The organism is Actinomadura sp. NPDC023710 (assembly GCF_040639875.1).
Classification (GTDB): domain Bacteria; phylum Actinomycetota; class Actinomycetes; order Streptosporangiales; family Streptosporangiaceae; genus Spirillospora; species Spirillospora citrea.
This window is the reverse complement of sequence record NZ_JBFAGB010000032.1, coordinates 69,093-93,586: the sequence shown is the minus strand read 5'-3', so window position 1 is coordinate 93,586 and position 24,494 is coordinate 69,093. Positions and strand designations below refer to the sequence as shown.

The 24,494-nt window shown below is 70.3% G+C and carries 21 protein-coding genes; 4 read left to right on the top strand and 17 right to left on the bottom strand.

Features of this window, described 5'->3' with window-relative positions:
- Positions 1-140: 140 nt before the first annotated feature.
- The 3 genes from AB0H37_RS31755 to AB0H37_RS31745 all read right to left on the bottom strand — a co-directional run bounded on the left by AB0H37_RS31755 (position 141) and on the right by AB0H37_RS31745 (position 3,466).
- Positions 141-1,349, bottom strand: a complete 1,209-nt coding sequence (locus tag AB0H37_RS31755) for a cytochrome P450 (protein WP_360616645.1) — start codon at positions 1,347-1,349, stop codon at positions 141-143.
- A 210-nt stretch (positions 1,350-1,559) separates the two neighbouring features.
- Positions 1,560-2,816 (bottom strand): PH domain-containing protein, encoded by a 1,257-nt coding sequence (locus tag AB0H37_RS31750; RefSeq protein ID WP_360616644.1) that lies wholly within the window; start codon positions 2,814-2,816, stop codon positions 1,560-1,562.
- 269 nt (positions 2,817-3,085) lie between these two features.
- Positions 3,086-3,466 (bottom strand): PH domain-containing protein, encoded by a 381-nt coding sequence (locus tag AB0H37_RS31745; protein ID WP_360616643.1) that lies wholly within the window; start codon positions 3,464-3,466, stop codon positions 3,086-3,088.
- Positions 3,467-3,824: 358 nt separating this feature from the next.
- Here AB0H37_RS31745 and AB0H37_RS31740 point away from each other — a divergent pair, with 358 nt between their 5' ends.
- Complete coding sequence (locus AB0H37_RS31740) at positions 3,825-4,973, top strand: NADH-quinone oxidoreductase subunit D (RefSeq protein ID WP_179837856.1); 1,149 nt, start codon at positions 3,825-3,827, stop codon at positions 4,971-4,973.
- Between the two features lie 68 nt (positions 4,974-5,041).
- On the opposite strand, the gene AB0H37_RS31735 is transcribed toward AB0H37_RS31740, so the two are convergent.
- The 11 genes from AB0H37_RS31735 to dacB form a co-directional block, all read right to left on the bottom strand.
- Positions 5,042-5,554, bottom strand: a complete 513-nt coding sequence (locus tag AB0H37_RS31735; RefSeq protein ID WP_179837857.1) for a DUF3180 domain-containing protein — start codon at positions 5,552-5,554, stop codon at positions 5,042-5,044.
- Positions 5,551-6,138, bottom strand: coding sequence for a 2-amino-4-hydroxy-6-hydroxymethyldihydropteridine diphosphokinase (gene folK / locus AB0H37_RS31730; protein WP_179837858.1), 588 nt, complete (start codon positions 6,136-6,138; stop codon positions 5,551-5,553). Before folK ends, AB0H37_RS31735 begins: the two co-directional genes overlap by 4 nt.
- The gene (gene folB / locus AB0H37_RS31725) at positions 6,135-6,500 is read right to left on the bottom strand and encodes a dihydroneopterin aldolase (protein WP_329098281.1); all 366 of its coding nucleotides are present in this window, start codon (positions 6,498-6,500) and stop codon (positions 6,135-6,137) included. Before folB ends, folK begins: the two co-directional genes overlap by 4 nt.
- Entirely contained in the window at positions 6,497-6,934 is a 438-nt protein-coding gene (locus AB0H37_RS31720; RefSeq protein ID WP_179837860.1) for a nuclear transport factor 2 family protein, read from the bottom strand. Before AB0H37_RS31720 ends, folB begins: the two co-directional genes overlap by 4 nt.
- Positions 6,931-7,842: a dihydropteroate synthase gene (gene folP, locus AB0H37_RS31715; protein ID WP_229810660.1), complete on the bottom strand. Its 912-nt coding sequence runs from the start codon at positions 7,840-7,842 to the stop codon at positions 6,931-6,933. The genes AB0H37_RS31720 and folP overlap by 4 nt, the downstream gene beginning before the upstream one ends.
- A gap of 155 nt (positions 7,843-7,997) precedes the next feature.
- Entirely contained in the window at positions 7,998-8,603 is a 606-nt protein-coding gene (gene folE / locus AB0H37_RS31710) for a GTP cyclohydrolase I FolE (RefSeq protein ID WP_179839116.1), read from the bottom strand.
- Positions 8,604-8,635: 32 nt separating this feature from the next.
- Positions 8,636-10,639, bottom strand: coding sequence for an ATP-dependent zinc metalloprotease FtsH (ftsH, locus tag AB0H37_RS31705; protein WP_179837861.1), 2,004 nt, complete (start codon positions 10,637-10,639; stop codon positions 8,636-8,638).
- Between the two features lie 381 nt (positions 10,640-11,020).
- Complete coding sequence (hpt, locus tag AB0H37_RS31700; protein ID WP_329098277.1) at positions 11,021-11,584, bottom strand: hypoxanthine phosphoribosyltransferase; 564 nt, start codon at positions 11,582-11,584, stop codon at positions 11,021-11,023.
- 123 nt (positions 11,585-11,707) lie between these two features.
- The gene (tilS, locus tag AB0H37_RS31695; RefSeq protein ID WP_360616642.1) at positions 11,708-12,703 is read right to left on the bottom strand and encodes a tRNA lysidine(34) synthetase TilS; all 996 of its coding nucleotides are present in this window, start codon (positions 12,701-12,703) and stop codon (positions 11,708-11,710) included.
- A gap of 65 nt (positions 12,704-12,768) precedes the next feature.
- Positions 12,769-13,878 carry a zinc-dependent metalloprotease gene (locus tag AB0H37_RS31690; RefSeq protein WP_329098507.1) on the bottom strand — a complete coding sequence of 370 codons (1,110 nt, stop codon included), beginning with the start codon at positions 13,876-13,878 and terminating at the stop codon, positions 12,769-12,771.
- 140 nt (positions 13,879-14,018) lie between these two features.
- Positions 14,019-15,338 carry a D-alanyl-D-alanine carboxypeptidase/D-alanyl-D-alanine-endopeptidase gene (gene dacB, locus AB0H37_RS31685; RefSeq protein WP_329098272.1) on the bottom strand — a complete coding sequence of 440 codons (1,320 nt, stop codon included), beginning with the start codon at positions 15,336-15,338 and terminating at the stop codon, positions 14,019-14,021.
- A gap of 218 nt (positions 15,339-15,556) precedes the next feature.
- Between dacB and AB0H37_RS31680 the strand changes: the two genes are divergently transcribed.
- Positions 15,557-16,048: an inorganic diphosphatase gene (locus AB0H37_RS31680; protein WP_179837865.1), complete on the top strand. Its 492-nt coding sequence runs from the start codon at positions 15,557-15,559 to the stop codon at positions 16,046-16,048.
- Between the two features lie 143 nt (positions 16,049-16,191).
- Here AB0H37_RS31680 and AB0H37_RS31675 read toward each other — a convergent pair whose 3' ends face one another.
- Both AB0H37_RS31675 and AB0H37_RS31670 read right to left on the bottom strand, forming a co-directional pair.
- Complete coding sequence (locus AB0H37_RS31675) at positions 16,192-17,418, bottom strand: NlpC/P60 family protein (RefSeq protein ID WP_360616641.1); 1,227 nt, start codon at positions 17,416-17,418, stop codon at positions 16,192-16,194.
- Positions 17,419-17,594: 176 nt separating this feature from the next.
- Complete coding sequence (locus AB0H37_RS31670) at positions 17,595-18,803, bottom strand: sigma-70 family RNA polymerase sigma factor (RefSeq protein ID WP_360616640.1); 1,209 nt, start codon at positions 18,801-18,803, stop codon at positions 17,595-17,597.
- A 551-nt stretch (positions 18,804-19,354) separates the two neighbouring features.
- On the opposite strand from AB0H37_RS31670, the gene AB0H37_RS31665 reads away from it, so the two are divergent.
- Positions 19,355-20,146: a MerR family transcriptional regulator gene (locus tag AB0H37_RS31665; RefSeq protein WP_329098267.1), complete on the top strand. Its 792-nt coding sequence runs from the start codon at positions 19,355-19,357 to the stop codon at positions 20,144-20,146.
- Positions 20,143-22,563, top strand: a complete 2,421-nt coding sequence (locus tag AB0H37_RS31660; protein WP_360616639.1) for a VIT domain-containing protein — start codon at positions 20,143-20,145, stop codon at positions 22,561-22,563. Before AB0H37_RS31665 ends, AB0H37_RS31660 begins: the two co-directional genes overlap by 4 nt.
- A 398-nt stretch (positions 22,564-22,961) precedes the next feature.
- Here the strand turns inward: AB0H37_RS31660 and AB0H37_RS31655 are convergent, their stop codons facing one another.
- On the bottom strand, positions 22,962-24,413 hold the full coding sequence (locus AB0H37_RS31655) for an MFS transporter (RefSeq protein ID WP_360616638.1): 1,452 nt from the start codon (positions 24,411-24,413) through the stop codon (positions 22,962-22,964).
- Positions 24,414-24,494 lie beyond the last annotated feature (81 nt).

Genomic DNA, 24,494 nt, shown 5'->3' with positions numbered 1-24,494 from the left:
GACCGGCCGAGCAACGTCTCGATCCCACCCCACCGACGCGAACCGGCTACCGCTCCACGTGGAGTGACGCGGACCGGCTACCCGCTCCACGTGGAGTGACGCGAACCGGCTACCGCTCCACGTGGAGTGACGCGGAGCTGTTAGCGCTCCACTTGGAGGGCGGTCAGGCCGCGTAGGACGTAGCCGGACTTCCACTCTGGTTCGGTGGTGAGGTGCAGGGCGGGGGCCGCGCGCAGCAGCGCGCCGAACGACTCGGTGAGCTCGATGCGGGCCAGGGGCGCGCCCAGGCAGTAGTGGATGCCGAGGCCGAAGGTGATGTGGGGGTTCGGGTCGCGCCCCAGATCGAGCCGGTTCGGGTCGGCGAACACCTCCGGGTCGCGGTTGGCGGACGCGAACTGGAGGGCGACCTCGGCGCCGCGGGGGATGTCGACGCCGGCGACCCTGATGTCCTCCAGCACCCAGCGTTCGAACATGGGCGCCGGCGTGTCGTAGCGCAGCAGCTCCTCGACCGCGGTGGGCACGAGCGACGGGGCGGAGCGGAGACGTTCCAGCTGGCCGGGGTTGCGGAACAGCGTCCACCAGCCGTTGCCCGTCGCGTTCACCGTGGCCTCGTGGCCGGCGTTGAGGAGCAGGACGCAGGTGCCAATCAGCTCGTCCTCGGTGAGCCGGTCGCCCTCGTCCACGACGTGGGCCAGCGCGGTGATGAGGTCGTCGCCCGGCTCGGCCCGCCGGGCGCGGGCCAGCTTGCGCAGGTAGTCGGAGAACTCCACGGCCGCGCGGACGGCGGTCCGCTGGACGTCCTCGGGCGGGTTCAGCTCGTACATGCCGCAGATGTCGGCCGACCAGGGGCGCAGGAGGTGCCGGTCCTCGACGGGGACGCCCAGCATCTCGGCGATCACGTTCACCGGCAGCGGCTCGGCGATCTCGGCCAGCAGGTCGCCGCCGCCCCGGTCCGCGAGCCCCGACGCGAGCTCCTCGGCGAGGCGCCGGATCATCGGGCGCAGGCCCTCCACCATGCGCGCCGTGAACGCCTTGGACACCAGACGCCGCAACCGCGTGTGGGTGGGCGGTTCCACGTCCAGCATCCCGGCGCGGATCAGGTCCCAGAAGGGCTGGAGGAAGTCGGGCTCCGGCTCCTGCCCGAACTCCTCGTGGCTCGCGGTGTGGAGGTACGACCTCCCGAGACGCCGGTCGCGCAGCAGCGCGTCGACGTCCTCGTACCGGCTGATCACCCACTGGCCGGTGGGCTCGTGGAAGAACACCGGCCGCTCGGCGCGGAGCCGCTCGAACACCGGATACGGGTCCGCCACGAATGCGGTGGACCAGGGATCGTAGGCCAGGTCGCTCATGTCCCGACGATATGCGCCCTTTGCGGTTATTTGGAGCGGAGCCGTGGGCGCCGGGCTCCTTCGGCGCCGCCGCGGCAGCCTCTTTACACATGATCGCGTTCCCTTCTCGGCGGGGTCGGCCCGCCCTCCCCCCTCGGGCGGGCCGACGTGTTCCATCGTCGAGGGACGCCGAGGGGCGCGGAAGTAGAACGCGATTCTGGGGATAAGTCGTCAGCGGGCCCAGTGGGTGGGGTCGCCGCCCCCGGCGCGGCGGGCGGCGAGGGCTCGGCGCGCGGTGGACTCGACGATCGCGCGAGCCTCGCCCAGTTCGCGGTCCGCCGCCGCCACCTGGACCGGCCCCGGAGGCGCGTCCACGTGGACGGTGGCCAGGCCCAGCAGACGCTGGAAGGGGTTCACGGTCAGCCTGACGCTCTGCGCGCGCGCGTGGGCGATCACGTCCGTGCGGCGGCAGGGCCATCCGTGCCGGGCCACGAAGACCACGTCGTCGGTGCCGGCGCCTTCCGCGTGCTCCATCGACACGGTCTTGGAGGACGCGGGGACGAGGGTGACCGCGTCCACCTGCGTCCCGGGGAAGACCTGCGAGACGAGGTGCAGGGCGACGTGGCGGGGCGCGACGGGGAGCAGGGTCGACGAGAGCGCCTGGCGCTCGCCCGCGTATCCGGCCACGGTGACGTCGACGCGGGCCCAGCCCAGGCTGCGCCAGATCAACGGTTCGACGATGCTGACGGCCTGGACGCGGCCCGGCGGCAGCGTCTGCATCCGGGTCTCCAGCAGGCCGTAGCGCAGGCGGATCCCGTCTGGCGACATCGCGACCGTGAAGTTGGCGTACATGACCAGCGGCGCGATCACGGCTCGGATGAGGCCGAGCAGGACCGGGATGGTGATGGCCAGGATGCCGCCCTCGGCGTACATCACGAGGAAGATGAGGGACGCGAGGAAGAGCAGCACCGTCCCCAGGACGGGCAGTCGCACGACGAGCGACCCGAGCAGGGAGCCGAACGGGACGCGCCACAGGTGCCGTTCGGGCGCTTCCGGGGTCTGGCCCGGGAGCCCGGCGGCGCGGGCGAGGAGTTCGGCACGCAACTGTTGTGCCGACTGCCGCCCCAGGTAGCGGAGAGCGATTTCGCTCTGCTCGCCCCCTGCCAGCTCCACGCGCACTTCAGAAAGCGCGAACACCCGCGTTACCAGCGGACGCACGACGTCTATGGCCTGGATGCGCGAAAGCGGGATGCGGCGCGCGTTCTTACGCAGGATGCCGGTCTCGACGACGAGGTCGTCGTTGTCGACACGGAAGCGCAGTGCGAGCCAGGTCCACAGGCCGGTTCCCACTGCGACCAGTCCCATGGGGATGGTCACGATGATGAACCGCAGGATCACCTCCGGCGTGAGCGCCAAGGTGATGCCATTGTCCGTCTGCGTCAGCAGCAGGGGGAAGCCGAGGAGGACGAAGTAGATGATGAGGAACACGAACGCGCGCAGTGGGGCCGTCGCCCAGTGGAGCCTGTGCGTGCCCTCCGAGAACCGGACCGGGGGACGTTGCGGCTGCGGCGGACCATACGCATACGGCGGACGAGGCGGGCCATACCCGGGCCGGGGCGGCTGGTACGACGGTCCCGCAGGGCGACCGTAAGGGCCCGGCTGCCCAGGCGGGCCGGGTGGTCCGGACGGTCCAGGCGGCCCGGGCGGGCCGGAGGGGCCAGGCCGTCCAGGCGGGCCATAGGGGCCGTAAGGGCCGCTCATAGGCCCATGCCCCATTCCTCGCCCTTCTGCGCGAGACGGTCGCGCAGGAGCGCGGCCTCCGCGGTGGGCAGTCCCGGAATCGTTGCGTCCGTCGCCGCGGCGGCGGTGTGCATCCGGACGGTGGCGACACCCATCCACCGCTCCAGAAGCCCCGCAGTGACGTCCACGAACTGCATCCGCCCATACGGGACCACGATGAGGCGCCGGACGAGGACACCATGGGTCACGATGAGATCGTCGCCGCGCTCGGCGTAGCCGTAGGCCCTGCGGTCCAGTTCCGCGACCACCCAGGTGAGGATGACCCCGAGCACAACGGCGGCCACCCACATGGACGCCGCGACCACGGTGCCGTTCCTCCAGACGATGAAAGCGCCCACACCACCCACGGGAATCGCCCACAGGACCGCGGTGAGGAGCCTGTGCCAGGCATGGCGTCGGGAAATGGGCGACCAGCGGAGGCCGGCCCCAGGCGCGAAGGCCTGATCCGCCTGGTAGACGGGCTGTCCCTGGTGCGGCGGGTAGGGTGCCCCTACCTGTCCCTGACCAGGGGGCTGACCGCCGTGGCCCGGACCGGACGGCGCGGGCGGACGCACCGCGCCCTGCTGTCCAGGATGCGCGGCGGGATCGAATGGCGGTTCGCCGTGGCTCGCGTTCATTGCCCCCTAGTCAATCGGATAACGACTACCGCTCGCCATGGGACCATGAAGCGGTGATCGGAGTGGCGGAGGCGCGACCATGACCACCGAACGGATCGTCGGGATCGGTGCGGGCGCGAAGGAGCTCGCCACCGAGGACATGACCCTGAACATCGGCCCCCAGCACCCGTCCACGCACGGTGTGCTGCGGCTGAAGCTCACCTTGGACGGTGAACGCATCTCGGCCGCCGAACCCATCGTCGGCTACATGCACCGGGGAGCCGAGAAGCTGTTCGAGGTCCGCGACTTCCGGCAGATCATCGTCCTGGCGAACCGGCACGACTGGCTGTCGGCGTTCTCCAGCGAACTCGGCGTCGTCCTCGCCGTCGAACGCATGCTCGGCATGGAGGTCCCCGTCCGCGCGGTATGGGCGAGGACCCTGCTGGCAGAGCTGAACCGGGTCCTCAACCACCTGATGTTCCTTGGCTCCTACCCGCTGGAAGTGGGCGCCATCACCCCGATCTTCTACGCGTTCCGCGAGCGCGAGGTCCTGCAGCGGGTCATGGAGGAGATCTCCGGTGGGCGCATGCACTACATGTTCAACCGCGTCGGCGGGCTGAAGGACGAGCTTCCCGCCGGTTGGACGGCGCGCGCGCGGGCGGCGGTCTCCGAGGTCCGTGCCCGCATGAGCGACATCGACGACCTCATCATGGGCAACGAGATCTTCCGGGCCCGCACCAGGGGGGTCGGCGCCCTCACTCGAGAACAGATCCTGCAGTACGGGGTGTCCGGGCCCATCGCGCGCGCGTCCGGCGTGGATTTCGACCTGCGCCGGGACGAGCCCTACCTCGCGTACGGCGAGCTGGACGTCCGCGTGGTCACCCGGTCAGAGGGCGACTGCCTGGCCCGCTTCGAGTGCCTGCTCGACCAGGTGCACGCGTCCCTCGACCTTGCGGACGCCTGCCTGGACCGTCTCGCCGAGCTACCGCCCGGCCCGATCAACCAGCGGCTGCCGAAGGTCCTGAAGGTCCCCGAGGGACACACCTACGCCTGGACGGAGAACCCGCTCGGCATCAACGGCTACTACCTGGTGTCGCGCGGCGAGAAGACCCCGTGGCGGATGAAGCTGCGGTCAGCGTCGTACAACAACGTCCAGGTGCTCGCGGAGCTGCTGCCCGGCAACCTGGTCGCCGACATGATCGCCATTCTCGGCTCGATGTTCTTCGTCGTCGGCGACATCGACAAGTAGCGCGACGAGGCGGGCGACCCGACCCGACGAGCAACGCGGCGCCGGTTCCGGCCCGCCGCGGCGCTCCCTCAGGCTCGGGACGCGCCGGGGTGGTCGCGGCGCTCCTCGTCCGGCCCCTTGGGGACCCGGCACGCGTACTCCAGGAAGATCGCCGCCGCCACGAGCACGCCGGCCGCGAGGAACGTGCCGCCGCTCACGAAGAAGTCGTGCCGGGGGGTCGACTTGTCGAGCGAGGAGGCGAGGCTGACGGCGAAGCCGCCGAACACGCCCGCGATGACCGCCGCGGAATGCGCGCTGGCCTTCCCCAGGGCCGCCAGGCGCGCCACCGCGAGGGGATCCAGCGGCTTCTGCCTCGGCTTGCGGGAGGCGTCCGCCCCGCGTCCGCTGGAAGGCTTGCGGCGGATGCGGCGCAACACGTTCAGCCCGGTGAACGCCTCACCGAGGGCGAGCAGCAGCAGCGTCGGCACCGCCGTCCACGGCAGCGGGGGCAACGACAGGTAGGCGGAACGCAGCACCGCCCAGGTGATCACCCCGATGACGACCACGAGGGCGACGAGGAACAGCGGGCGGGACGGCTTCATGCAGGCTGCTGCAGAGCCAGGTCGTCACGCCGGCGGCAGATCGACGGGCCGCCCTCCGCCTGCCTGGCCTCGGCCAGGTCTCCCACGCGGCCGTGCCCGGTCAGCAGCACGTCCGGCTCGATGTCGGACCACGGGACGAGGACGAACGCGCGCTCGTGCGCGCGCGGGTGCGGGAGCGTCAGATCGGGGTCGTCGGACGTGATGTCCCCGAAAGTCACGATGTCGATGTCGAGGGTGCGCGGACCCCAGCGGACCACGCGCTCGCGGCGCATCGAGTTCTCGATGTTCAGAACCCGCTCCAGCAGGTTCTCCGGAGGCAGGCGCGTGTCGGCGATGAGCACGATGTTCAGGAAGTCGCCCTGCTCGGGGATGCTCTCCCCTGGCGGCGCGTAGGGGGCGGTCTCGTAGACCCGGGAGAACGCCACGAAGTTCAGCCCCGGTGCGTCGAACAGGGCGTCGACCGCCTCCTGGATGTTGTCCAGGCGGTCCCCGAGGTTGCTGCCGATCGAGAACACGACACGGTGCTGGACCAGCATGTGCCCCCCGGTGGCGGTGCGGTCGGGCATGCGGTCGGACGCTGTCATGGGCGACTCCTCGTGATCTTCACGGCGACGTCCGCGAAAGGGTGCGGGATCGGGGCGCTCGGCTTGTGGACGGTGATCTCGACCTCGGACACCGTCCGATCTTCCAGACATATCTTCGCCAGCCGGTCGGCCAGCGTTTCGAGGAGGTTCAGGGGCTCCCCCTCCACGGCGGCGACCAGCCGTCCGGCGAGCGCTCCGTAGTCGACGGTACGCGAAAGGTCGTCGCCTTCCGCGGCGGGGCGCGTGTCGAGGCCGAGGACGGCGTCCACGACGAACTCCTGGCCCAGGTCGCGCTCGGCGGGCAGGCATCCGTGGCGGCCCCGTGCCCGAAGCCCGCGCAACTCGATGCGGTCGAGAGTCATTCTTCCTCTGCATCCACGACGTTGAGGACGGGAGACCCGTGGTGAAGCAGAAGCCGCCACTCTCCGCCCGCCCGTACGAACACATTCGTCGCCACGATGCTTCCGCCGGCGAGGAACCCCGCTTCGGTGTCCTCATCGGCGGTCAGGACGTTCTCCTTACACGTCACCACGGCGTGGTCGCCGTACACGTCCGTTTCCACGTCGGTGAGCACGAACTGGATGTAGGACGTGTTGGCCATGATGAGCGCCCACGAGCGCAGGACCGCCTCACGTCCCCGCAGCATCGTCCAGCCGGGGTGCACGCAGGAGACGCCCTCGGCGTACTGGCCGTCCGCCCAGACCGCCGACATGCGGTCGAAGTCACCGGCCTCGAACGCGGCATAGAACTCGGCATGGACCTCGTCCACGTCGGCGCGGTTCACGGCACGGCTCATAGGCGGGGACTCCCATCGTCTTTGCTGTCCTGGGTGATGCTGTCCTGATCGACCGGACGCGCCGCGCGCATCGCGGCCGCCACTCGTACCGCGTCCGCGTTGGGCCGGACCCTGTGCACTCTCACGCACCATGCCCCGGCGGCCGCCACGAGAGACGTGATGGCCACGGTCGCGTCATCGCAATCGCCGAACGGACGGCGCGTCCCGTCCGGTTCCGCAAGGAGCCGCGTCAGAAACCCTTTGCGGGACGCTCCCACCAGGACGGGGTAGCCGAGCCCGGTGAACGCGTCCAGATGGGCGAGCAGCGACCAGTTGTGCCCCGTCTCCGGGTTCTTGGCGAAGCCCAGCCCAGGGTCGAGCACCACCATCGACGGGTCGACGCCCTCCCCCAGCACGGCGTCGACCCTGTGCAGGAGTTCGTCGCGCACTTCACGGACCACGTCCGTGTAGATCGCGCGGTTGTACATGTCATGGCTGTGGCCGCGCCAGTGCATCACCACGTAGGGGACGCCCGCGGCGGCCACGACGCGCGGCATGTCCGGGTCGGCCAGGCCGCCGCTCACGTCGTTCACCAGCCGCGCGCCCGCGTCGACCGCGGCCTCGGCGACCTCGGCGCGCATGGTGTCGACGCTCACGGGGACGTGCTCGGCCACGAGCGCCTCTATGACGGGAACCACGCGGCGCAGTTCCTCTTCCTGGGACACGCGCTGCGCGCCAGGGCGGGTCGACTCGCCGCCCACGTCCACGATGTCGGCGCCCTCGCCCACGAGATCGAGCCCGTGGCGGATCGCCTTCTCCGGGTCGAACCAGGCGCCCCCGTCGGAGAAGGAGTCGGGGGTCACGTTGACCACGCCCATGACGAGGCAGCGCCCTGGCTCGGGCAGCCCCGGAACGGCGGCACTGGTCATGTCACCCAACCCTATGCCTTCGAATCGACCGGCCGCAGCGGCGCTTCAACCGCCACATCCGTCCGGCATACCCTCCGGGAGCAGCAGAACGGGCCTCAGCTTGACGCTGAGGCCCGTTCAGACGTTCGGACGAACCCGGGAGACCCGAGAGACTGTCAGCGGCCGAGAATCAGGCTCATCGCCTCGGAACGCGTCTCGGCATGATCCCGGAAGTCGCCGCGCACCGCCGACGTCACCGTCTTCGCGCCCGGCTTCCGCACCCCGCGCATCGTCATGCACAGGTGCTCGGCCTCGATCACCACGATGGCGCCGCGGGGCTCCAGCACCCTCATCATCGCGTCGGCCACCTGGCTGGTCAGGCGCTCCTGCACCTGCGGCCGGCGGGCGTACACGTCCACCAGCCGGGCCAGCTTCGACAGACCGGTGATCTGGCCCTTCTTGTTGGGCGTGTAGCCCACGTGCGCGACCCCGTGGAAGGGCACCAGGTGGTGCTCGCACACGGAGTACACCTCGATGTCCTTCACCAGGACCATTTCCTCATGGTCGGCGTCGAACACCGTGGTCAACGCGTCCTCGGGCTGCTGGCGCAGGCCCGCGAACTGCTCGGCGTACGCGCGCGCCACCCTGGCGGGGGTGTCGCGCAGACCGTTGCGGTCAGGGTCTTCCCCGATGCCGATCAGGATCTCGCGGACGGCCCTCTCGATGCGCGCGTGGTCGAAACGCCCGCCGTGCAGTGTCTCGCCCGGCGGGTCGTTCTCGATCGGCGCCTCGTCGTACGGGATCGCCAAGGTCGTCAGCTCTCGCCCGGGGCCGGGTCGACGGCCTCAGAGGTGACGCCGCTCTGGCCGTTGTTCTTGGTCAGGTCGGTGACGTCCTGCGGGCCGAGCAGGGCCAGCTCCTTGGGCGACAGCACCGGCGGACGGTCGGACGGGAGGCGCTTGCCGTAGCCGGTGTAGGAGTTCTGGTGCGGCCGCTTCTGGATCGGCGCGAAGATCTCCAGCACCTGGTTCTTGGACAGCGTCTCCTTCTCCATCAGGTTGACGACGAGCTCGTCCAGGACGTCCCGGTACTCGACGAGGATCTCCCAGGCGGTGTCGTGCGCGCCCTCGATGTAGCGCCGGACCTCGTCGTCGATCGCGGAGGCGATGTCCTCGGAGTAGTCGCGCTCGTGGCCCATGTCGCGGCCGAGGAAGACCTCGCCCTGCCCGGTGCCGAACTTGCGCGCGCCGAGGCGCTCGCTCATGCCGTACTCGGTCACCATGTTGCGGGCGATGGAGCTGGCCTTCTCGATGTCGTTGGCCGCGCCGGTCGTCGGCTCGTGGAAGACCAGTTCCTCGGCGGTGCGCCCGCCCAGGAGCATGGCGAGCTGGTCGGTCATCTCCGAACGGGTCGTGAGGAACTTGTCCTCCATCGGGAGGGTCATGGTGTAGCCGAGGGCCCGCCCGCGCGGAAGGATCGTCACCTTGTGCACCGGGTCGGAGTTCGGCAGCGCGTGCGCCACCAGGGCGTGCCCGCCCTCGTGGTAGGCGATGATCTTCTTTTCCTTCTCCGACATCACCCGGGTCTTGCGCTCCGGCCCGGCCATGACGCGGTCGATGGACTCCTCCAGGGTGTCCATGTCGATCAGCTTGCGATCGAAGCGCGCGGTGAGCAGCGCCGCCTCGTTGATCACGTTGGCCAGGTCGGCGCCGGTGAAGCCCGGGGTGCGGCGCGCGATCACGTCGAGGTCGACGTCCTGCGCGAACGGCTTGCCGCGCCCGTGCACGCGCAGGATCCCCTTGCGGCCCTCCAGGTCGGGACGGTCCACGGTGACCTGGCGGTCGAAGCGGCCGGGGCGCAGCAGCGCCGGGTCGAGGATGTCGGGACGGTTGGTCGCGGCGATCAGGATCACGCCGCCCTTGACGTCGAAGCCGTCCATCTCGACCAGCAGCTGGTTGAGGGTCTGCTCGCGCTCGTCGTGGCCGCCGCCGAGGCCCGCGCCGCGGTGCCGGCCGACGGCGTCGATCTCGTCGATGAAGATGATCGAGGGGGCGTTGGTCTTGGCCTGCTCGAACAGGTCGCGGACCCGGGACGCGCCCACGCCGACGAACATCTCGACGAAGTCGGAGCCGGAGATCGAGTAGAACGGCACGCCCGCCTCGCCGGCGACGGCGCGCGCCAGCAGCGTCTTGCCGGTGCCGGGCGGGCCGTACAGCAGCACGCCCTTCGGAATCTTGGCTCCGATGGACTGGAACTTCGCCGGGTTCTGCAGGAAGTCCTTGATCTCTTCCAGTTCCTCCAGGGCCTCGTCGGCCCCGGCCACGTCGGCGAAGGTGGTCTTCGGGGTGTCCTTGGTGATGAGCTTGGCCTTGGACTTGCCGAAGTTCATCACCCGCGAGCCGCCGCCCTGCATCTGGTTCATGATGAACAGGAAGATCAGCACGATGACCACGATGGGCAGCAGGCTGAACAGCAGGTTCAGGAAGAAGCTCTGCTTCGGGACATCAACGTTGTAGCCGCCGGGCAGCTTGCCGGCGTTGGCCTGGTTCTGCAGTTGCTGCTGCAGTTGCAGCCCCTGGCCCTCGACCCAGGAGGACTGCTGCTGCTTGCCGTTGGTGAGCGTCAGCTCGATCCGCTGGTCCTTGTCAATGATCTTCGCGGACTTCACCTGGCCCGCGTTGATCTCCTGGACGACCTTGGAGGTGTCAACCTTCTCGAACGAACGGCCGGGGTTGACGCCCCACATGACCAGGGCGACCAAGAGGCCGAACAGCAGGATCCACAGCAGCGGCCCGCGAAAATAGCGCTTCACGTCCATTTATCCGGTTACCCCGTAGGGGCCCGTCCCTCCTGACCAACGTCTGTGTGCGATCCTCGCCCGTCCCTGGGGACGGACGCCACTGCGACCAACAATGCGACCAACGGGAAGGCCCGTCGCCCGGGGCTCCGGTCCCACCGTGGCGGCTTCCCACATATGGCTTCCCGAACCCGAGGTCCGGGACACCGACGGTACACCGCAGGCGCAGGAGACGCAGCCGACGCCGTTCTCCCACATCCCTTGCCTATACCCGTCAACGACCTTTGCAACGATTCGTCACGGTCGCTTGTTCCCTGGGACGTTGATGCGCCTCCGAGCAGTGTGGGCGCGTCCGGGGCGATCAGGCCCTCCCCGCCGTCCCCCTGACCTCCTCCGGGACGCTCAGGATCCGTCCCCGCCGTACACGTGCGGGGCCAGGGTTCCGACGAAGGGCAGGTTCCGGTACCGCTCCGCATAGTCGAGCCCATAGCCGATGACGAACTCGTTGGGGATGTCGAAGCCGATGTACTTCACGTCGATGTCGGTCGTGACGGCCTCCGGCTTGCGCAGCAGCGCGCAGATCTCCAGCGAGGCCGGGTTGCGCGAGCGCAGGTTGCTCACCAGCCACGACAGCGTCAGGCCCGAGTCGACGATGTCCTCCACGATCAGGACGTGCCGGTCGAGGATGTCGGTGTCGAGGTCCTTGAGGATGCGGACGACGCCGGACGACTTGGTGCCCGAGCCGTAGGACGACACGGCCATCCAGTCCATGGAGGCGGGCGAGTGCAGCGCCCGTGCCAGGTCGGCCATGATCATGACGGCGCCCTTGAGGACCCCGACGAGCAGCAGGTCCCTGCCCGCGTAGTCGGCGTCGATCTGCGCGGCGAGCTCGCGCACCTTCGCCTGCAGGTCGTCCTCGGGGATCAGCACCTTCGCCAGGTCGTTGCCCAGGTCCTTCTCGTCCACAACCCCACCTCATAGCTCAGACCTCGCCCGTCCGGTGGGACGGACGTCGGACGGACACCGCCGCGCGCCGTTCGGGCCGTGCGCGGCGGACGCGACGCGTGACGATCCGCACACGCCGCGACGTCAAACCGGGCCGAACAGCAGCTTCCCAGACCTCCGGACGGCGCGCAGCCCCCCGGGCAGATCCACGTGCCGCTGGCCGTGCCAGGCCGTGACCAGCCGATCCACTGCATCGATATGGACCGCCGCGAGCGTACCCGGTGGGCTGCCGGCCCTGACCGCCGCCGTCCGCAGGACCCTCGTTCGGACGGCTCTGGGCAGCCCTTCGAGCCCTTCCAGGCGGACGGCCACATCGGCGCCGTCTTCGGAGGTCTCCAGGTCCGAGTAGGCGCGCGCGGCCATCTCGTCGAGGGCGTCGGCGTCGTCGCGCAGCATCCTGGCCGTCCGTGCCAGCGCTTCGGCCACCCCCGGTCCGAGCGTTCTCTCAAGGACGGGAAGGGCCTCGTGCCGGACCCGCACGCGCGCGTAGGCGGGGTCGATGTTGTGGGGGTCGTCCCAGGCGTCCAGCCCCATGGCCTTGCAGGCGCGGCGGGTAGTGGCGCGATCAAGCTCCAGCAAGGGTCTCAGGTACAAGACGTCGGAGCGCCTGAATCCGGCGGGCATGCCGGCCAACGAGCGGGCTCCGGAACCACGCGCCAGCCCTAGCAGGACGGTCTCGGCCTGGTCGTCTTGCGTGTGACCAAGCAGGACGGCGGTAGCGCCCAATCGAAGGGCGGCATCATCCAGGGCCGTGTACCGGGCGTCGCGGGCCGCGTTCTCTGGGCCCCCGGATCCGTCGACGGTGACCGCGACAGAACCCGCTGGGTCGAGGCCAAGGGCGACCATGGTTCGGACCACCGCGTCGGCCCGCTTGTCCGAGCCGCTCTGCAGGCCATGGTCGATGGTGATGCCTCCGGCCGGACGTCCTGCCCTGGGCGCTTCGAAGGCCAACGCCCCGGCCAGCGCCAGCGAGTCGGCGCCCCCGCTGCACGCGGCCAGCACCATCGCCCCCTGGGGCAGGTCGGCGAGCACGCGACGCACCGCAAGACGTACCGCAGCCACAGCCGGATCAGGGCCCATGGCAAACGTCTACCATCACACGGCGCCGCGCGCCCGAGGCAGGTACGGCCTCAAGCGCGCCGTGGTCAGGCCTCGTTGGCCTCCGGCGGGGCGTCAATGGCGCGTGTACCGACGACCCTGCTCATCCACAGGGTGGGTTCCTTGATCTCGTCGTGGGTCGGGAGCGTCTCCGGCGACTGCCAGACCTGGTTGAAGCCGCTCATGCCGACCTCGGTGACGACCCTCCGCACGAACCGCGAACCCTCCGCGTACTGCTTCATCTTCAGGTCGATTCCGAGCAGGCGCCGGATCGTCTTGTCGAGCTTGGAACCGCCCGAGCGCCGTCCCTGGAAGCGCGACCGGATCTGCTGCACGGACGGCACGACCTCGGGGCCCACCGCGTCCATGACGTAGTCGCCGTGCCCTTCGACCAGCGTCATCACGGCGGTGAGGCGGTCGAGGATCTCCCGCTGCTCCGGCGTCTGGATCGCGTCGATGAGGTTGGAGTCACCGCCGCGCACGGCGTCGGCGACGGCCTCGGCCGCGTCCCTGATGCGGTCCAGCATCATGCCGGGGTCGAGGTCGGACGCGAGGAGGAACTTGGTCATCTGGTCCTGGACGTACTCGCGCAGCCATGGGACGCCGGTGAACTGGGCGCGGTGCGTCTCCTCGTGCAAGCAGACCCAGAGGCGGAAGTCACGCGACTCCACACCGAGCTCCTGCTCCACGTGGACGATGTTGGGTGCGACCAGAGTCAGCCGCCCTGTCGGCGCACGGCCGGAGGGGTCCGGCGGCAGGAACAGCTCGTACTGGCCCAGGACACGGCTCGCCATGTACGCCAGGATCGCGCCCACCTGCATGCCGGTGACGCGGGAACCGACCGCCTGGACGACGACGTTGCCCGCCCCACCGAGAGGGCCGCCGTTGCCCTTCTCCGACATCTGCTCCATGAGCGGCTCCAGCACCACCCGGAAACCGTCCACGTTCGCGCGGATCCAGCCGGGCCTGTCCACGATCGTCGCGGGGTCGGGGTCGAGTTCGGACGCCATGCCGGTGAAGTCCCGCACGTGCCCATGAGCGATCTGCGACAGGGCGCGCAGCTCCTTCACGACCTCACGGGCCTCGGCATGGGTGACCTGCGGCCCGGGCCTGACGAGCCGGGTGCCGGCCTGGACCGCCAGGTTCCAGTCGATCATTGAGGCGCTCATGTCACCACCGTACGTTCGGAACGCGGCGCCGGAGCGCCCTGCATGGTCGTTCAACGAACAACCGTTCTGGTTATCTCCCGTACGGACGCCCCCACACCCGCGCCACGGCTCGGGTGTGGGGCCTCAGATCAGCCGCATCCGCAGGTGGCCACGGCCGCGGCGAGCTGGTCGAGCTTGCCGGGGTCGACCGGTCCCTTGCCGTCCCCCGCCATGAACGCGAAGGCGAGCAGACGTCCGTCCGCGTCGTAGGCGAGTCCGGCCAGGGTGCTGACCCCCGCCAGGGTGCCGGTCTTGGCGCGCACCATGCCCGCGCCCGCCTGGCTGGCCGCCACGGTGTAGCGGGGCGGGCCCAACGTCCCGGAGAACCCCGCGATCGGCAGACCGGTGATGACCGGGCGCAGGTTCGGATGGTCCCCGCCGGCGGCGAGCGAGACGATCCGGGCAAGCGCCAAAGGCGAGATGCGGTTGAGGGGCGACAACCCACTGCCGTCGTTGACCGAGACGCCCTCGGCCACGCCCAGCCCGGCGAGAACCTGCCGGACGGCCTGCGCGGCATCGGCGAACGTCGCGGGACGGCCCAGCTTGATGGCCACCTGTCGTGCCACCGCCTCGGCCACGTCGTTGTCGCTGTCGGTCAGCAGATGCTCCACGAGCGCGGACAGCGGCGGCGACTGGACGGCACCGAGTTGCACGGCCTCCTTCTGCGCGACCGTCGAGCGCCCGGCCTTGGCACTGACCCCGTTCTTGGACAGCAGACGCGCGAACTCCCTCGTCGCAGCAGAAGGCGGGTCAGAAACCCGTGTCTTGCTGGACGGGTCCGATGGCGCCACACGCCCCTCATCGACGGTCAAGGCGCTGACAGGCGCCAACTCGCCGTCGGGCAGATAGTTCGGTTTCCAGCTGGCGGCCTTACGAGGCCCCTGATAGGCGGAGGCGTCGTAGTCCACGCGGACCTGGCCCGCGCCGGAAGCCTTCAACGCCGTGGCCGTCTGGCGGGCCAGGTCGGCGAGCGACGCGTAGGGCGGGTGGCCGGCGCCCGGACGCGACGGAAGCGCCGTCAGGGTAGGATCCCCGCCTCCGACCAGAATGATCCCGTCGCCGGTGCCGCGCACGACCCGGGTGGTGATCCGGTGGGCCGGGCCGGCCGAGGCCAGCGCCGCCACCGACGTCGCCAGCTTCGTCGTCGAGGCCGGGGTGGCGGGCTGCCCGGCGCGCAGCTCGTACAGCGGCCGCCGGGTCTCCGCGTCGACGACCACCGCGTTGATCTTCGCCTGCGGTCCCCCGATCAGTGCGGAGAGCCGTCCCGCCAGGGCGGACGGGGCGGGCGGACGCCCCGACCCCGGCTCGGCGGCGGGGATCGCCGCGGACGACGGCGCGATCCGCACCAGGTCGCGCGCCGCCACGCTGGGCGGTTGCGGCGACAGGCGCCGGTCGGGTGTGAGTTTCACCACTGCCAGACCCGCGGCGACGGCGAAAACGTTAAGGAGGGACAACGACAGGACTGCGAGGGCCCGGCCCCGTCCAGGCACGCGACCGCCCCTCTCCCACTCAGCACTCACCAACGTGCGACATCCTTATACAGGGGAACACTCACCTGTGGTGCCGGCCTCGCCCACAGGCTCCCGAAAGACTAATCACTGCGAGCGCGCAGGGAGCGGAGGACATCTTGGATTTCGACGTCACGATTGAGATCCCGAAGGGCCAGCGGAACAAGTACGAGGTGGACCACGAGAGCGGCCGCATCCGGCTCGACCGCATGCTCTTCACCTCCACGCAGTACCCGGCCGACTACGGGTTCGTCGAGGACACCCTCGGCGAGGACGGCGACCCCCTGGACGCCCTGGTCCTGCTCCAGGAGCCGACGTTCCCCGGCTGCCTCATCCGCTGCCGCGCCGTGGGCATGTTCCGCATGACCGACGAGGCCGGCGGCGACGACAAGGTCCTGTGCGTCCCCGCCACGGACCCCCGCATGGAGCACCTGCGCGACATCCACCACGTGGCCGAGTTCGACCGGCTGGAGATCCAGCACTTCTTCGAGGTCTACAAGGACCTGGAGCCCGGCAAGTCCGTCGAGGGCGCCAGCTGGGTGGGACGCGTGGAGGCCGAGCAGGAGATCGAGCGTTCCTTCAAGCGCGCCTCCGACCAGGGCGGCCACTGAACCGTCCCCGGCCCGTGCGGCCGGCCGGGCCGTGTGGAGTCGCGGACGGCGCCGACCCGCTCCCTGCCGCCCACGCGACGCTCGCGAGGAACCCTTCTGTAGGACTTCTACAGAAGGGTTCTCGCTTTCTTCGGGGACTTCCGTCAGCCCGCGGGACGTGTGGCCCCCACCAGGTCGTGCCGGTGGATGCTCGCGATGCGTACCTGCGCGCCGGTGTAGGGCGCTTCCACCATGCGGCCGTTGCTGAGGTAGAGGCCGACGTGGTGGATCGTGGCGGGATCGGACCGGTTGGTCGCGAAGAAGACCAGGTCACCTGCACGTAGTTTGCTGATGGGAATGTGCGGTCCGGACGTCCACTGGGTGCCCGTCCAGTGGTCGAGCTGCACACCCGCCTTGTTCCACGCGTACATGGTCAGGCCTGAGCAGTCGAAGCCGACGGTCCCGGCGCCCTGCGCGATGCCGTATGTCGGCCCGTCCATGCCGCCTCCGCCCCAGGAGTAGGGCGTGCCGAGCCACTTGAGCGCCGCCTCGGCCGCGACGGCACCGCGCGCCTCGGGCGGCGCCTCCTTCGGAACGGGGAAGTCCGAACGGAACTTGCGCGTCTGCGCCTTCTCCAGCGCTCGTTCCCGCGCGCGCTTGACCTCCGCGGACTTCGCCTGCGCCTTGCCAAGCTTGCGTTCTAGACGGCGCTTGTCCGCCTCGATGCGCTGGACGGCGGCCTGTTGGGTTGCCACGGCGTCCTGTGCGAGCCGTTTGGCCTCGTCGGCGCGCCTCGTCGCCGCGCCTTGCTCGTCCAGTGAGGTCTTCGCCTGGCGGCGGAACACGTCCGCGACCGTCTGGGAGGCTTCGACCCGGCGGAACATGGCCGTTCGCCGTTCGGCGAGCATCTTGACCATGCCGGCGCGGTCCATGAATCCCTGGGGCCCGCCTTCACCCGCGACAGCCGAGGACATCGGGTCGTAGCCGGTGTTGTCCTGGTAGACCCGCGAGGCGAAGGACGCCAGTTCGGCTCTGGCCTCCTCCACTCTCCGGTTCGCCTCGGCAAGCCTCCCCTGGACGTCCCTGTACGCCTCCTGCGCGCGCCGCAGCTGCACCAGTTCACCGTTGTAACGCTCCACGGCGGCCTCTGCGGCGATGGCGAGCCTGTCGAGTTCGCCGTCCGCCTGGGCGAGCATGGCCTTCGTCCGCCCGACCTCGGCCGCCTTCTCCCTGACGTCGCGTTCGCTGTGTTCGACGTCCTTCGCGCTAGGTCCGGGAGGGTCGGACGGGCGGGCGGACGCGCCGGGCACCAGCACGCTCATGCCGATCGCGACGCCGGAGGTGAGCGCGACCAACCGCAGCGCCCTGCCACCGGCGGGAAACGGGGTCACGCGACGGCGACGTAGCTCAGGTGCGCCAGGTGCCATGATCACGTCCTCCCCGCCCGCGTTCCTGCCTAGCGCAAATGATCAGCTACGAAGAGGAGTTGACTCGGGAAATGGCAGGTACAAACGCCGTGCGATGAGGTGGGGCGGAAGCGCTCGACCTGGTGTTCGCCTACGGAGGGCTACCTGGCCGGCGCGGTCCGGGCCTTGGGAATCGGGGAGCGGTGACCCTGCGGAGCGGACGAGATCTGTGCCCCCGGGGGAAACGTGGCCAAGGGGATGGCGTCGAGGGTGTCGGACGCGTGTGGATGCGGCTGCCGCCCAGATCCGGGCCTCTGCGAGATGCCGGGTACTGCCGTCGGGCGCGGGGCGGCGTGCTCGTCCCTGGACTCCCGCCGGGCACCGACGGCGTACATGGAGGCGACCCCGGACGCGGACAGGAGCGCGACAGTCACGAGCACGGCGAAAGCACGACCGACCTGTGCGCAGAGCTTGGCAGCCCCCTCCTCCTTGGACGCCTTACGGGTGCGGCCGAACCGCCAGCGCCGACCTTGTCGAGACGTCCGTCCGGGACGTCCGAAGGCGGTCTGGACGGGAAAACCATCGGACCTGAACTCGGTGACGCGAGTGGCCACGAAGAGCCTGTAGCCGACAAGTTCCGGATCCAGGAAGCAACTCATCACCCTGAGCCGCATCTCCGGCGCGGGTAACGCGTCCGGTAGCAGCCCGTAGACCTGGGCGGCCGACATGGTCCGGGGACGGAGAGCTCCACAGGCGGCACACTCTCGCGCGTGCTCCACCAGCCGCCTGCTGATGTCGTCGGTGAGATCGCCACGCCGCTCACGCAGGAGGAGGGCGCGCTCGGGACAACCGCAGGACCCCTTGTTCGCGAGTATCTCCACGGTCAACGCCGCTTCGAGCTCGCCGCGCGCGCCGTCGAGTGCCGTCTGTGCGTCCCTCAGCGACACCCCGAACACTTTGGCAAGGTCGGGAACCGACAACTGGCGCCTGATGTGCAGTTCCAGGATCTCCCTGGAGAGGGGCCGCAGCGCCAGCACCGCCCGCCATGCGGTGATGCGCTGGTCGACGTCCTCCTGGTCGTGGCCGGTGACCGGCACGTCCGGCACCTGGTGCTCGGACGGCATGCGGCGGGCGCACTCCAGCCGGGCGATGGCGTAGAGCCATGGCCCGAACCGCTCGGGTTCGCGCAGCTTGCCGATGTGCGCCTCGGCCACGATGAAGGTGTCCCGCAGGGCGACCTGTGCCGCGTCGCGTCCCCGCAGTTGGGACCAGCAGTACGCGTAGAGCCCCTCGGCATGGGCGTCGTAGACCGCGGGCGGGGCGCCGGGGTCGCGCTCCCGCAGCGTCTCGACCAGGAGATCGTCGCTCATGCCAGAGAAGTTAAAGGCTGCAGGCGACCTTTACCAGCAAATTCAAGAGATCACACGCCGATACCGAACATTATTCTTACCCCTTAATTAGGTATTTCGGGAGTCTGTCCACAATTAATGGACTTCGTGGTACTTCGACCGCGATACTGCAAGGTTCGTCGGCTCCCATGACCTGGAAGCAACCCCGGTGGGCGACCACGTGATCACCAAGGGTGATTGAGTGCTATTTCGGGCCTCCAGTCTGGAATGACCATTTTATGACCGGCCAGACCGCACTTCCGGCCACGGCCATCAAGGCCTAACCGAACAGTGACCCAAAGAGCGAATACCGCCACCGCGACGCTTCAGAGGGCAATTCGACGACGGGTTCGTCTCCAGGCAGGCGCGCCTACGTCCAGAGACGACACTCGGCAATGGCGCCCGCCATCGACAGGTCGACGGCAACGTCCTGTCGTCGGCCACCCCGTCCTGCCTCGCGGAGGTTCATCGCGAGGTCGGACTGCGCTTGAACAAAGTTGACACTGTCATCATTACAGTGTCATCATCGGGCCATGGACGACGACACCTGGACGATCGCCGAACTGGCGGACCGTGCCGCCGCGGCTCTCGCGGCCGACGCGTCCGCGCAGGTCAGCGGCCGGGTGCGTGACCTGCCCAACGAGCGGCTGATCCGCTGGTACACCACGATCGGCCTGATCGACCCGCCCCTCGGCCGCCGCGGCCGCACCGCCCTGTACGGCCCCCGCCATCTCCTCCAGCTCGTCGCGGTGAAGCGCCGCCAGGCCTCGGGCGCCTCCATCGCCGAGATCCAGGTCGAGCTCGCCGCCGCGACCGACGCCGACCTCGCCCGCATCGCCGCTCTCCCTCACCCGCCGGACGCCCGTTCGACCTATCCGCCGGCCCCCGGCGCTTCACCTGGCCGAGCAGCCGGACGCCCCGGCTCGAACGCCCCGGCCACTCGGGACGCTGATCGGGCTCCCCTCGGCGACTCCCAGGCAAGGCCGGAGAGCCAGGGCATGCCTCCAACAGCCCCCGAAGGGGCGGGGGGCGGCGAGAGAGGGAACTTCTGGAGCACGCGACCCGATGTGTCATTCCGCCGCGACGTCGACATCAGCGCCTACGGCGAGCCCCGGCCCGCGATCGTCCAAGGCGTCCGCCTCGCGCCCGGCCTCACCGTGCTCCTCGAGGTCCCGGACCTGAACGGCGACGACCTCGCCGCCATCGAGGCGGCCGCGCGTCCACTGCTCGACGAACTGCGGCGCCGCGGCCTGCTCGACCCGGCGCGAGACCCCGCCGAAAGCCCCGACTTCCAGCCCGCCGACCCACCCCGGAGGATTCAGTGACCGTGCGCATCCTGCCGCTACCCGAGACCGCGCCGCCGGTACCCGACCACGGGCTCGGCGCGCTCAGCACCGACAGGGGAAACCTGCCGCTCGACTCCGTGGACGTGCACGCGTCCCTCACCGGCCTCGCCGCCCGCATCGAGATCGTCCAAGGCTTTCGCAACCCGTTCGACGTGCCGCTGGAGGCCACCTACATCTTCCCCCTGCCCGACCGCGCCGCCGTGACCGCACTGCGCATGGAGGCCGCGGACAGGGTCATCGAAGGGAGGCTGAAGGAGCGCGGGCAGGCGCGGCAGGACTACGACACCGCCATCGCCGCGGGTCAACGCGCGGCCATCGCGGAGGAAGACCGCCCGGACGTGTTCACCATGCGGGTGGGCAACATCCTGCCGGGCGAGCGAGTCACGATCCGCCTCTCCCTCGACCAGCCGCTGCCGCACGAGTCGGCGTCCAGCGCGACGTTCCGTTTCCCCCTCGTCGTCGCCCCCCGCTACATCCCCGGCGCTCCGCTCGACGGTGAGCGCGCGGGCCCCGGGGTGGCCGACGACACCGGCGCCGTGCCCGACGCGTCCCGGATCAGCCCGCCCGTCCTGCTGCCCGGCTTCCCCAACCCGGTTCGCCTGGCCCTCAGGGTCGACGTCGATCCGGCCGGGCTTCCGCTCACCCAGATCCGGTCGGCGCTGCACGTGGTCGCCGAGGAGGGCGACGGCGAGCGGACGACCGTGCGCCTGCAACCGGGCGAGCGGCTCGACCGCGACTTCGTCCTGCGGCTCGACTTCGCCCCTCGCGAGAGCGCGGCCCTCTCCCTCATCCCGGACGAGTCCGGCGAGGAAGGGACGTTCAGCCTCACCGTCCTGCCCTCTGGGGAGGCGAGGCCCCGTCCCCGCGACGTGGTGCTCGTCCTCGACCGTTCCGGCAGCATGCACGGATGGAAGATGGTCGCCGCCCGCCGCGCCGCCGCGCGCATCGTCGACACCTTCCGCGCCGAAGACCGGTTCGCCGTCCTGTCCTTCGACACCGTCATCGAGCGCCCGCGCGACCTCGGCTCCGGGCTGGTCGACGGCACCGACCGCAACCGGTTCCGCGCCGTCGAGCACCTCGCGGCGCTGGGCGCGCGAGGCGGCACCGAGATGCTCACCCCGCTCGACGAGGGCTGCCGCCTGCTCGCCGACCCCAACCGCGACCGGGTCCTCGTCCTCATCACCGACGGCCAGGTCGGCAACGAGGACCAGCTCCTCGCCCACCTCGAACCACGGCTGAACGGCGTCCGCGTGCACACGGTCGGCATCGACCAGGCCGTCAACGCCGGCTTCCTGAACCGCCTCGCCGCGATCGGCCGGGGCCGCTGCGAACTGGTGGAGTCCGAAGACCGCCTCGACGAGGCGATGGAGCACATCCACCACCGGATCGCCGCCCCGCTGGCCACCGGCCTCGACCTGCACGCCGACGGGCTGGAGATCGTCCCCGGCACCGTGGCGCCCGCCCGGCTGGGCGCCCTGTTCCCCGGCGTGCCGCTCCAGATCGCGGGCCGGTTCCGAGGCGCGCCCTCCGGCACCCTGTCCGTGCGGGGGACGGCCTCCGACGGCACGGCCTGGGCGCAGCAGGCCACCGGCGTCGTCGCCGAGAACCTGGCCGCCCGATCCATCTGGGCCCGCGCACACCTGCGCGACCTGGAGGATCAGTACACGGTCGGCGGCCCCGACGACCTGGAACAGCGCATCATCTCGGCCTCCCTCCGATTCGGCGTCCTGTGCCGCTTCACCGCGTTCGTCGCCGTGGACAGCCGGGTCGCGACCGAGGGCGAGGCGCCGCACCAGGTCGTCCAGCCGGTGGAGATGCCCCGCGGCTGGGCGGAAGCCGCACCGATGGCCGCCCCGCGGATGGCCCCGGCCGCCTTCGCCGCCGACATGGAAGCCGCCGCCCCGCCGGCAGGTGCAGCCCCCATGGCCCCCATGTCCCCTGCGCCCATGCCGGCGGCCCCCTCCGGCCCGCCTCCCATGCCGCAGGGCGCCCCTCCCGGCTACGGCGCGCCGCCCCCGGTCTCAGGCCGCCCCGCCGGTCGCCCCGCCGGTCGCGCCCGGCGGGCGGCAGGCCCTGTACCCTCGCCCCTCACGCGATTCCAGCAGGAACTGGCCAACGTCCTGGGTCGCCTCCGCCAGGTCCCCGACACACGCGAAGAGCGCGTCCAGCACCTGCTGAGCGAACTCCTCCCCATCCTGGAGTCGATCGTCCAGCGAATGCAGACCCTCTCCCTGGACACCAAGCCCCTCGCCGAGCTCCGCGACGACCTGCACCGCCTCCGCCCCACCGCCGACCAGCCCACCGTCAACGACCAGTGGACCCGCGCGCTCCAGGTCCTCGCCGACTTCACCGGCGAGTCCCCACCCCGCCGCCCCTTCTGGAAGCGCCCCAGCTGACCCGAGGCGGGGCGCCCTCAGTAGGAGGCCGCCCCCGCCGCATCGCACACCCACATGGCGGACAGAGCAGAGCGAACCGGGGCATGACAACCCCGGCGACGTGGCAGGTGGCGATGACACCTGCGCCTGCCGAAGGAGAAACGCGAGGTAGAGGCACATGCCCGACCGCACGCCAGAAGACGCAGACCGTCTTATTCGGGCGAGAAGCGTGAGGTAGAGGCACATGCCCGACCGCACGCCAGGAGACGCAGACCGCCCTCCCCTCCTCGGGCGGCAGGTGCGAAGAAGAAGCGTGGCCTGACTGGCGAGTAGGAGGTGCGGGCAAGAGGCGCTGGGCACGGGCGTGGGCCGGGCCGCGCTGTGGGAGGCGCGGTCCGGCCCACGTTGGCGGGGGACGGTCAGGTGTGCTTCGGACGGTAGCGGCGGAGGAGCGGGATCAGGTTCAGGGCCAGTCCGATCACGGCGACGCCGCTGACCAGGTTGACTCCGGGGTGGAACTCGGCGAAGCCGTCACCGCCGGCGGCCGTCCCGCCCGCGACCAGCGCGGTGACCACGGCCAGGACCAGGGCGGCGCCGACCTGGCCGGAGGTCTGGACGAGGCCGGAGGCCAGCCCCTGCTCGGAGTCGTCGATCCCGTCCGTGGCCTGCGCCATGATCGAGCTGAAGCCGAACGCGAACCCGCCGCCCAGCAGCAGCATCGTGGGCAGGATCGTGAACGCGTAGTGCGGCGCGTTTCCGGCCGTGGCGAGGAACCAGGCGTAACCGAGGCTCAGGGAGGTCATCGAGCTGATGATCAGGCGGGGCGTCCCGTACCGGTCGATCAGGCGCCCGACGAACGGTGAGCCGAAGGCCACGAGGAGCCCGGCCGGCAGCAGGGCCATGGCCATCTTCAGCGGCGACCAGCGCAGAACGTCCTGCAGGTAGAGCGTCATCATGAACTGGAAGCTCAGGTACGAGCCGAACAGCGCGACGATGCTCAGGTTGGCCCGGACGATCGAGCCGATGCGCAGGATGCCGAGCCGGATCAGCGGGTGGCGCACCTTCTTCTCGGTGACGAAGAACGCGATCAGCAGAGCCGCGGCGACGGCGACGGAGCCCAGCGTGACCGGGTCCAGCCAGCCGCGCTCGGGCGCCGAGACCACGGTGTAGACCGCGAGCAGCATGCCGCCGGTGAGCGTCACGGCGCCGAGAAGGTCGTGCCCTCCCTCGGCCGCCGACCGGTCCCGCGGGATCAGCGCGATGCCGGCGACAAGGGCGATCACGGCGAGCGGGACGGGCGTCAGGAACGTCCAGCGCCACCCGAAGCTGGTCAGCAGCCCGCCGAGGATCAACCCGGACGAGTAGCCGCTCGCCCCGAAAACGGAGAACACCGACAGCGCCCGGTTGCGCGCCGGCCCCTCGTGGAAGGTGGTGGTCAGAATGGACAGCGCGGTCGGCGCGGTGAACGCGGCGGCCAGCCCCTTCACGAACCGTGTGGCGATCAGCAGCGTGCCGTCGTTGACGAGACCGCCCACCAGCGACGCCACCGCGAACACGGCGAGAGCGGCGAGGAACACGCGGCGTCGGCCCAGGAGGTCGGCGGTGCGTCCGCCGAGCAGGAGCAGTCCGCCGTAACCGAGGACGTAGCCGTTGACGATCCACTGCAGCGACGTGGTCGAAAGGCCCAGTTCAGCGCCGATAGACGGCAGCGCGACGCCCACCATCGAGACGTCGAGTCCGTCGAGGAACAACACGGCGCACAGGACGGCGAGGACGCCCCACAGCCGGGGGGTCCAGGTCTGTTCGGCCTGCGCGCCCACGGCGCCCGGCGCGCGGACAGCGGAGTCGGGTGAGGTCTCGGTGATAGTCACGTCGAAGGACAGTACATGCACATGCATCAAATGTCCACGCACAAAGTTCCGTCGAATTTAATGCCTGTGCATCTGATGCGC

Bases quoted from the DNA above. Each gene is read 5' to 3' on its own strand.
- AB0H37_RS31740 (WP_179837856.1), top strand. From the start codon at position 3,825: ATGACCACCGAACGGATCGTCGGGATCGGTGCGGGCGCGAAGGAGCTC.
- folP (WP_229810660.1), bottom strand. From the start codon at position 7,842: ATGACCAGTGCCGCCGTTCCGGGGCTGCCCGAGCCAGGGCGCTGCCTC.
- tilS (WP_360616642.1), bottom strand. From the start codon at position 12,703: ATGGGCCCTGATCCGGCTGTGGCTGCGGTACGTCTTGCGGTGCGTCGC.
- AB0H37_RS31735 (WP_179837857.1), bottom strand. From the start codon at position 5,554: ATGAAGCCGTCCCGCCCGCTGTTCCTCGTCGCCCTCGTGGTCGTCATC.
- ftsH (WP_179837861.1), bottom strand. From the start codon at position 10,639: ATGGACGTGAAGCGCTATTTTCGCGGGCCGCTGCTGTGGATCCTGCTG.
- AB0H37_RS31755 (WP_360616645.1), bottom strand. From the start codon at position 1,349: ATGAGCGACCTGGCCTACGATCCCTGGTCCACCGCATTCGTGGCGGAC.
- folB (WP_329098281.1), bottom strand. From the start codon at position 6,500: ATGACTCTCGACCGCATCGAGTTGCGCGGGCTTCGGGCACGGGGCCGC.
- AB0H37_RS31665 (WP_329098267.1), top strand. From the start codon at position 19,355: ATGGACGACGACACCTGGACGATCGCCGAACTGGCGGACCGTGCCGCC.
- AB0H37_RS31670 (WP_360616640.1), bottom strand. From the start codon at position 18,803: ATGAGCGACGATCTCCTGGTCGAGACGCTGCGGGAGCGCGACCCCGGC.
- AB0H37_RS31720 (WP_179837860.1), bottom strand. From the start codon at position 6,934: ATGAGCCGTGCCGTGAACCGCGCCGACGTGGACGAGGTCCATGCCGAG.
- AB0H37_RS31690 (WP_329098507.1), bottom strand. From the start codon at position 13,878: ATGATCGACTGGAACCTGGCGGTCCAGGCCGGCACCCGGCTCGTCAGG.
- folK (WP_179837858.1), bottom strand. From the start codon at position 6,138: ATGACAGCGTCCGACCGCATGCCCGACCGCACCGCCACCGGGGGGCAC.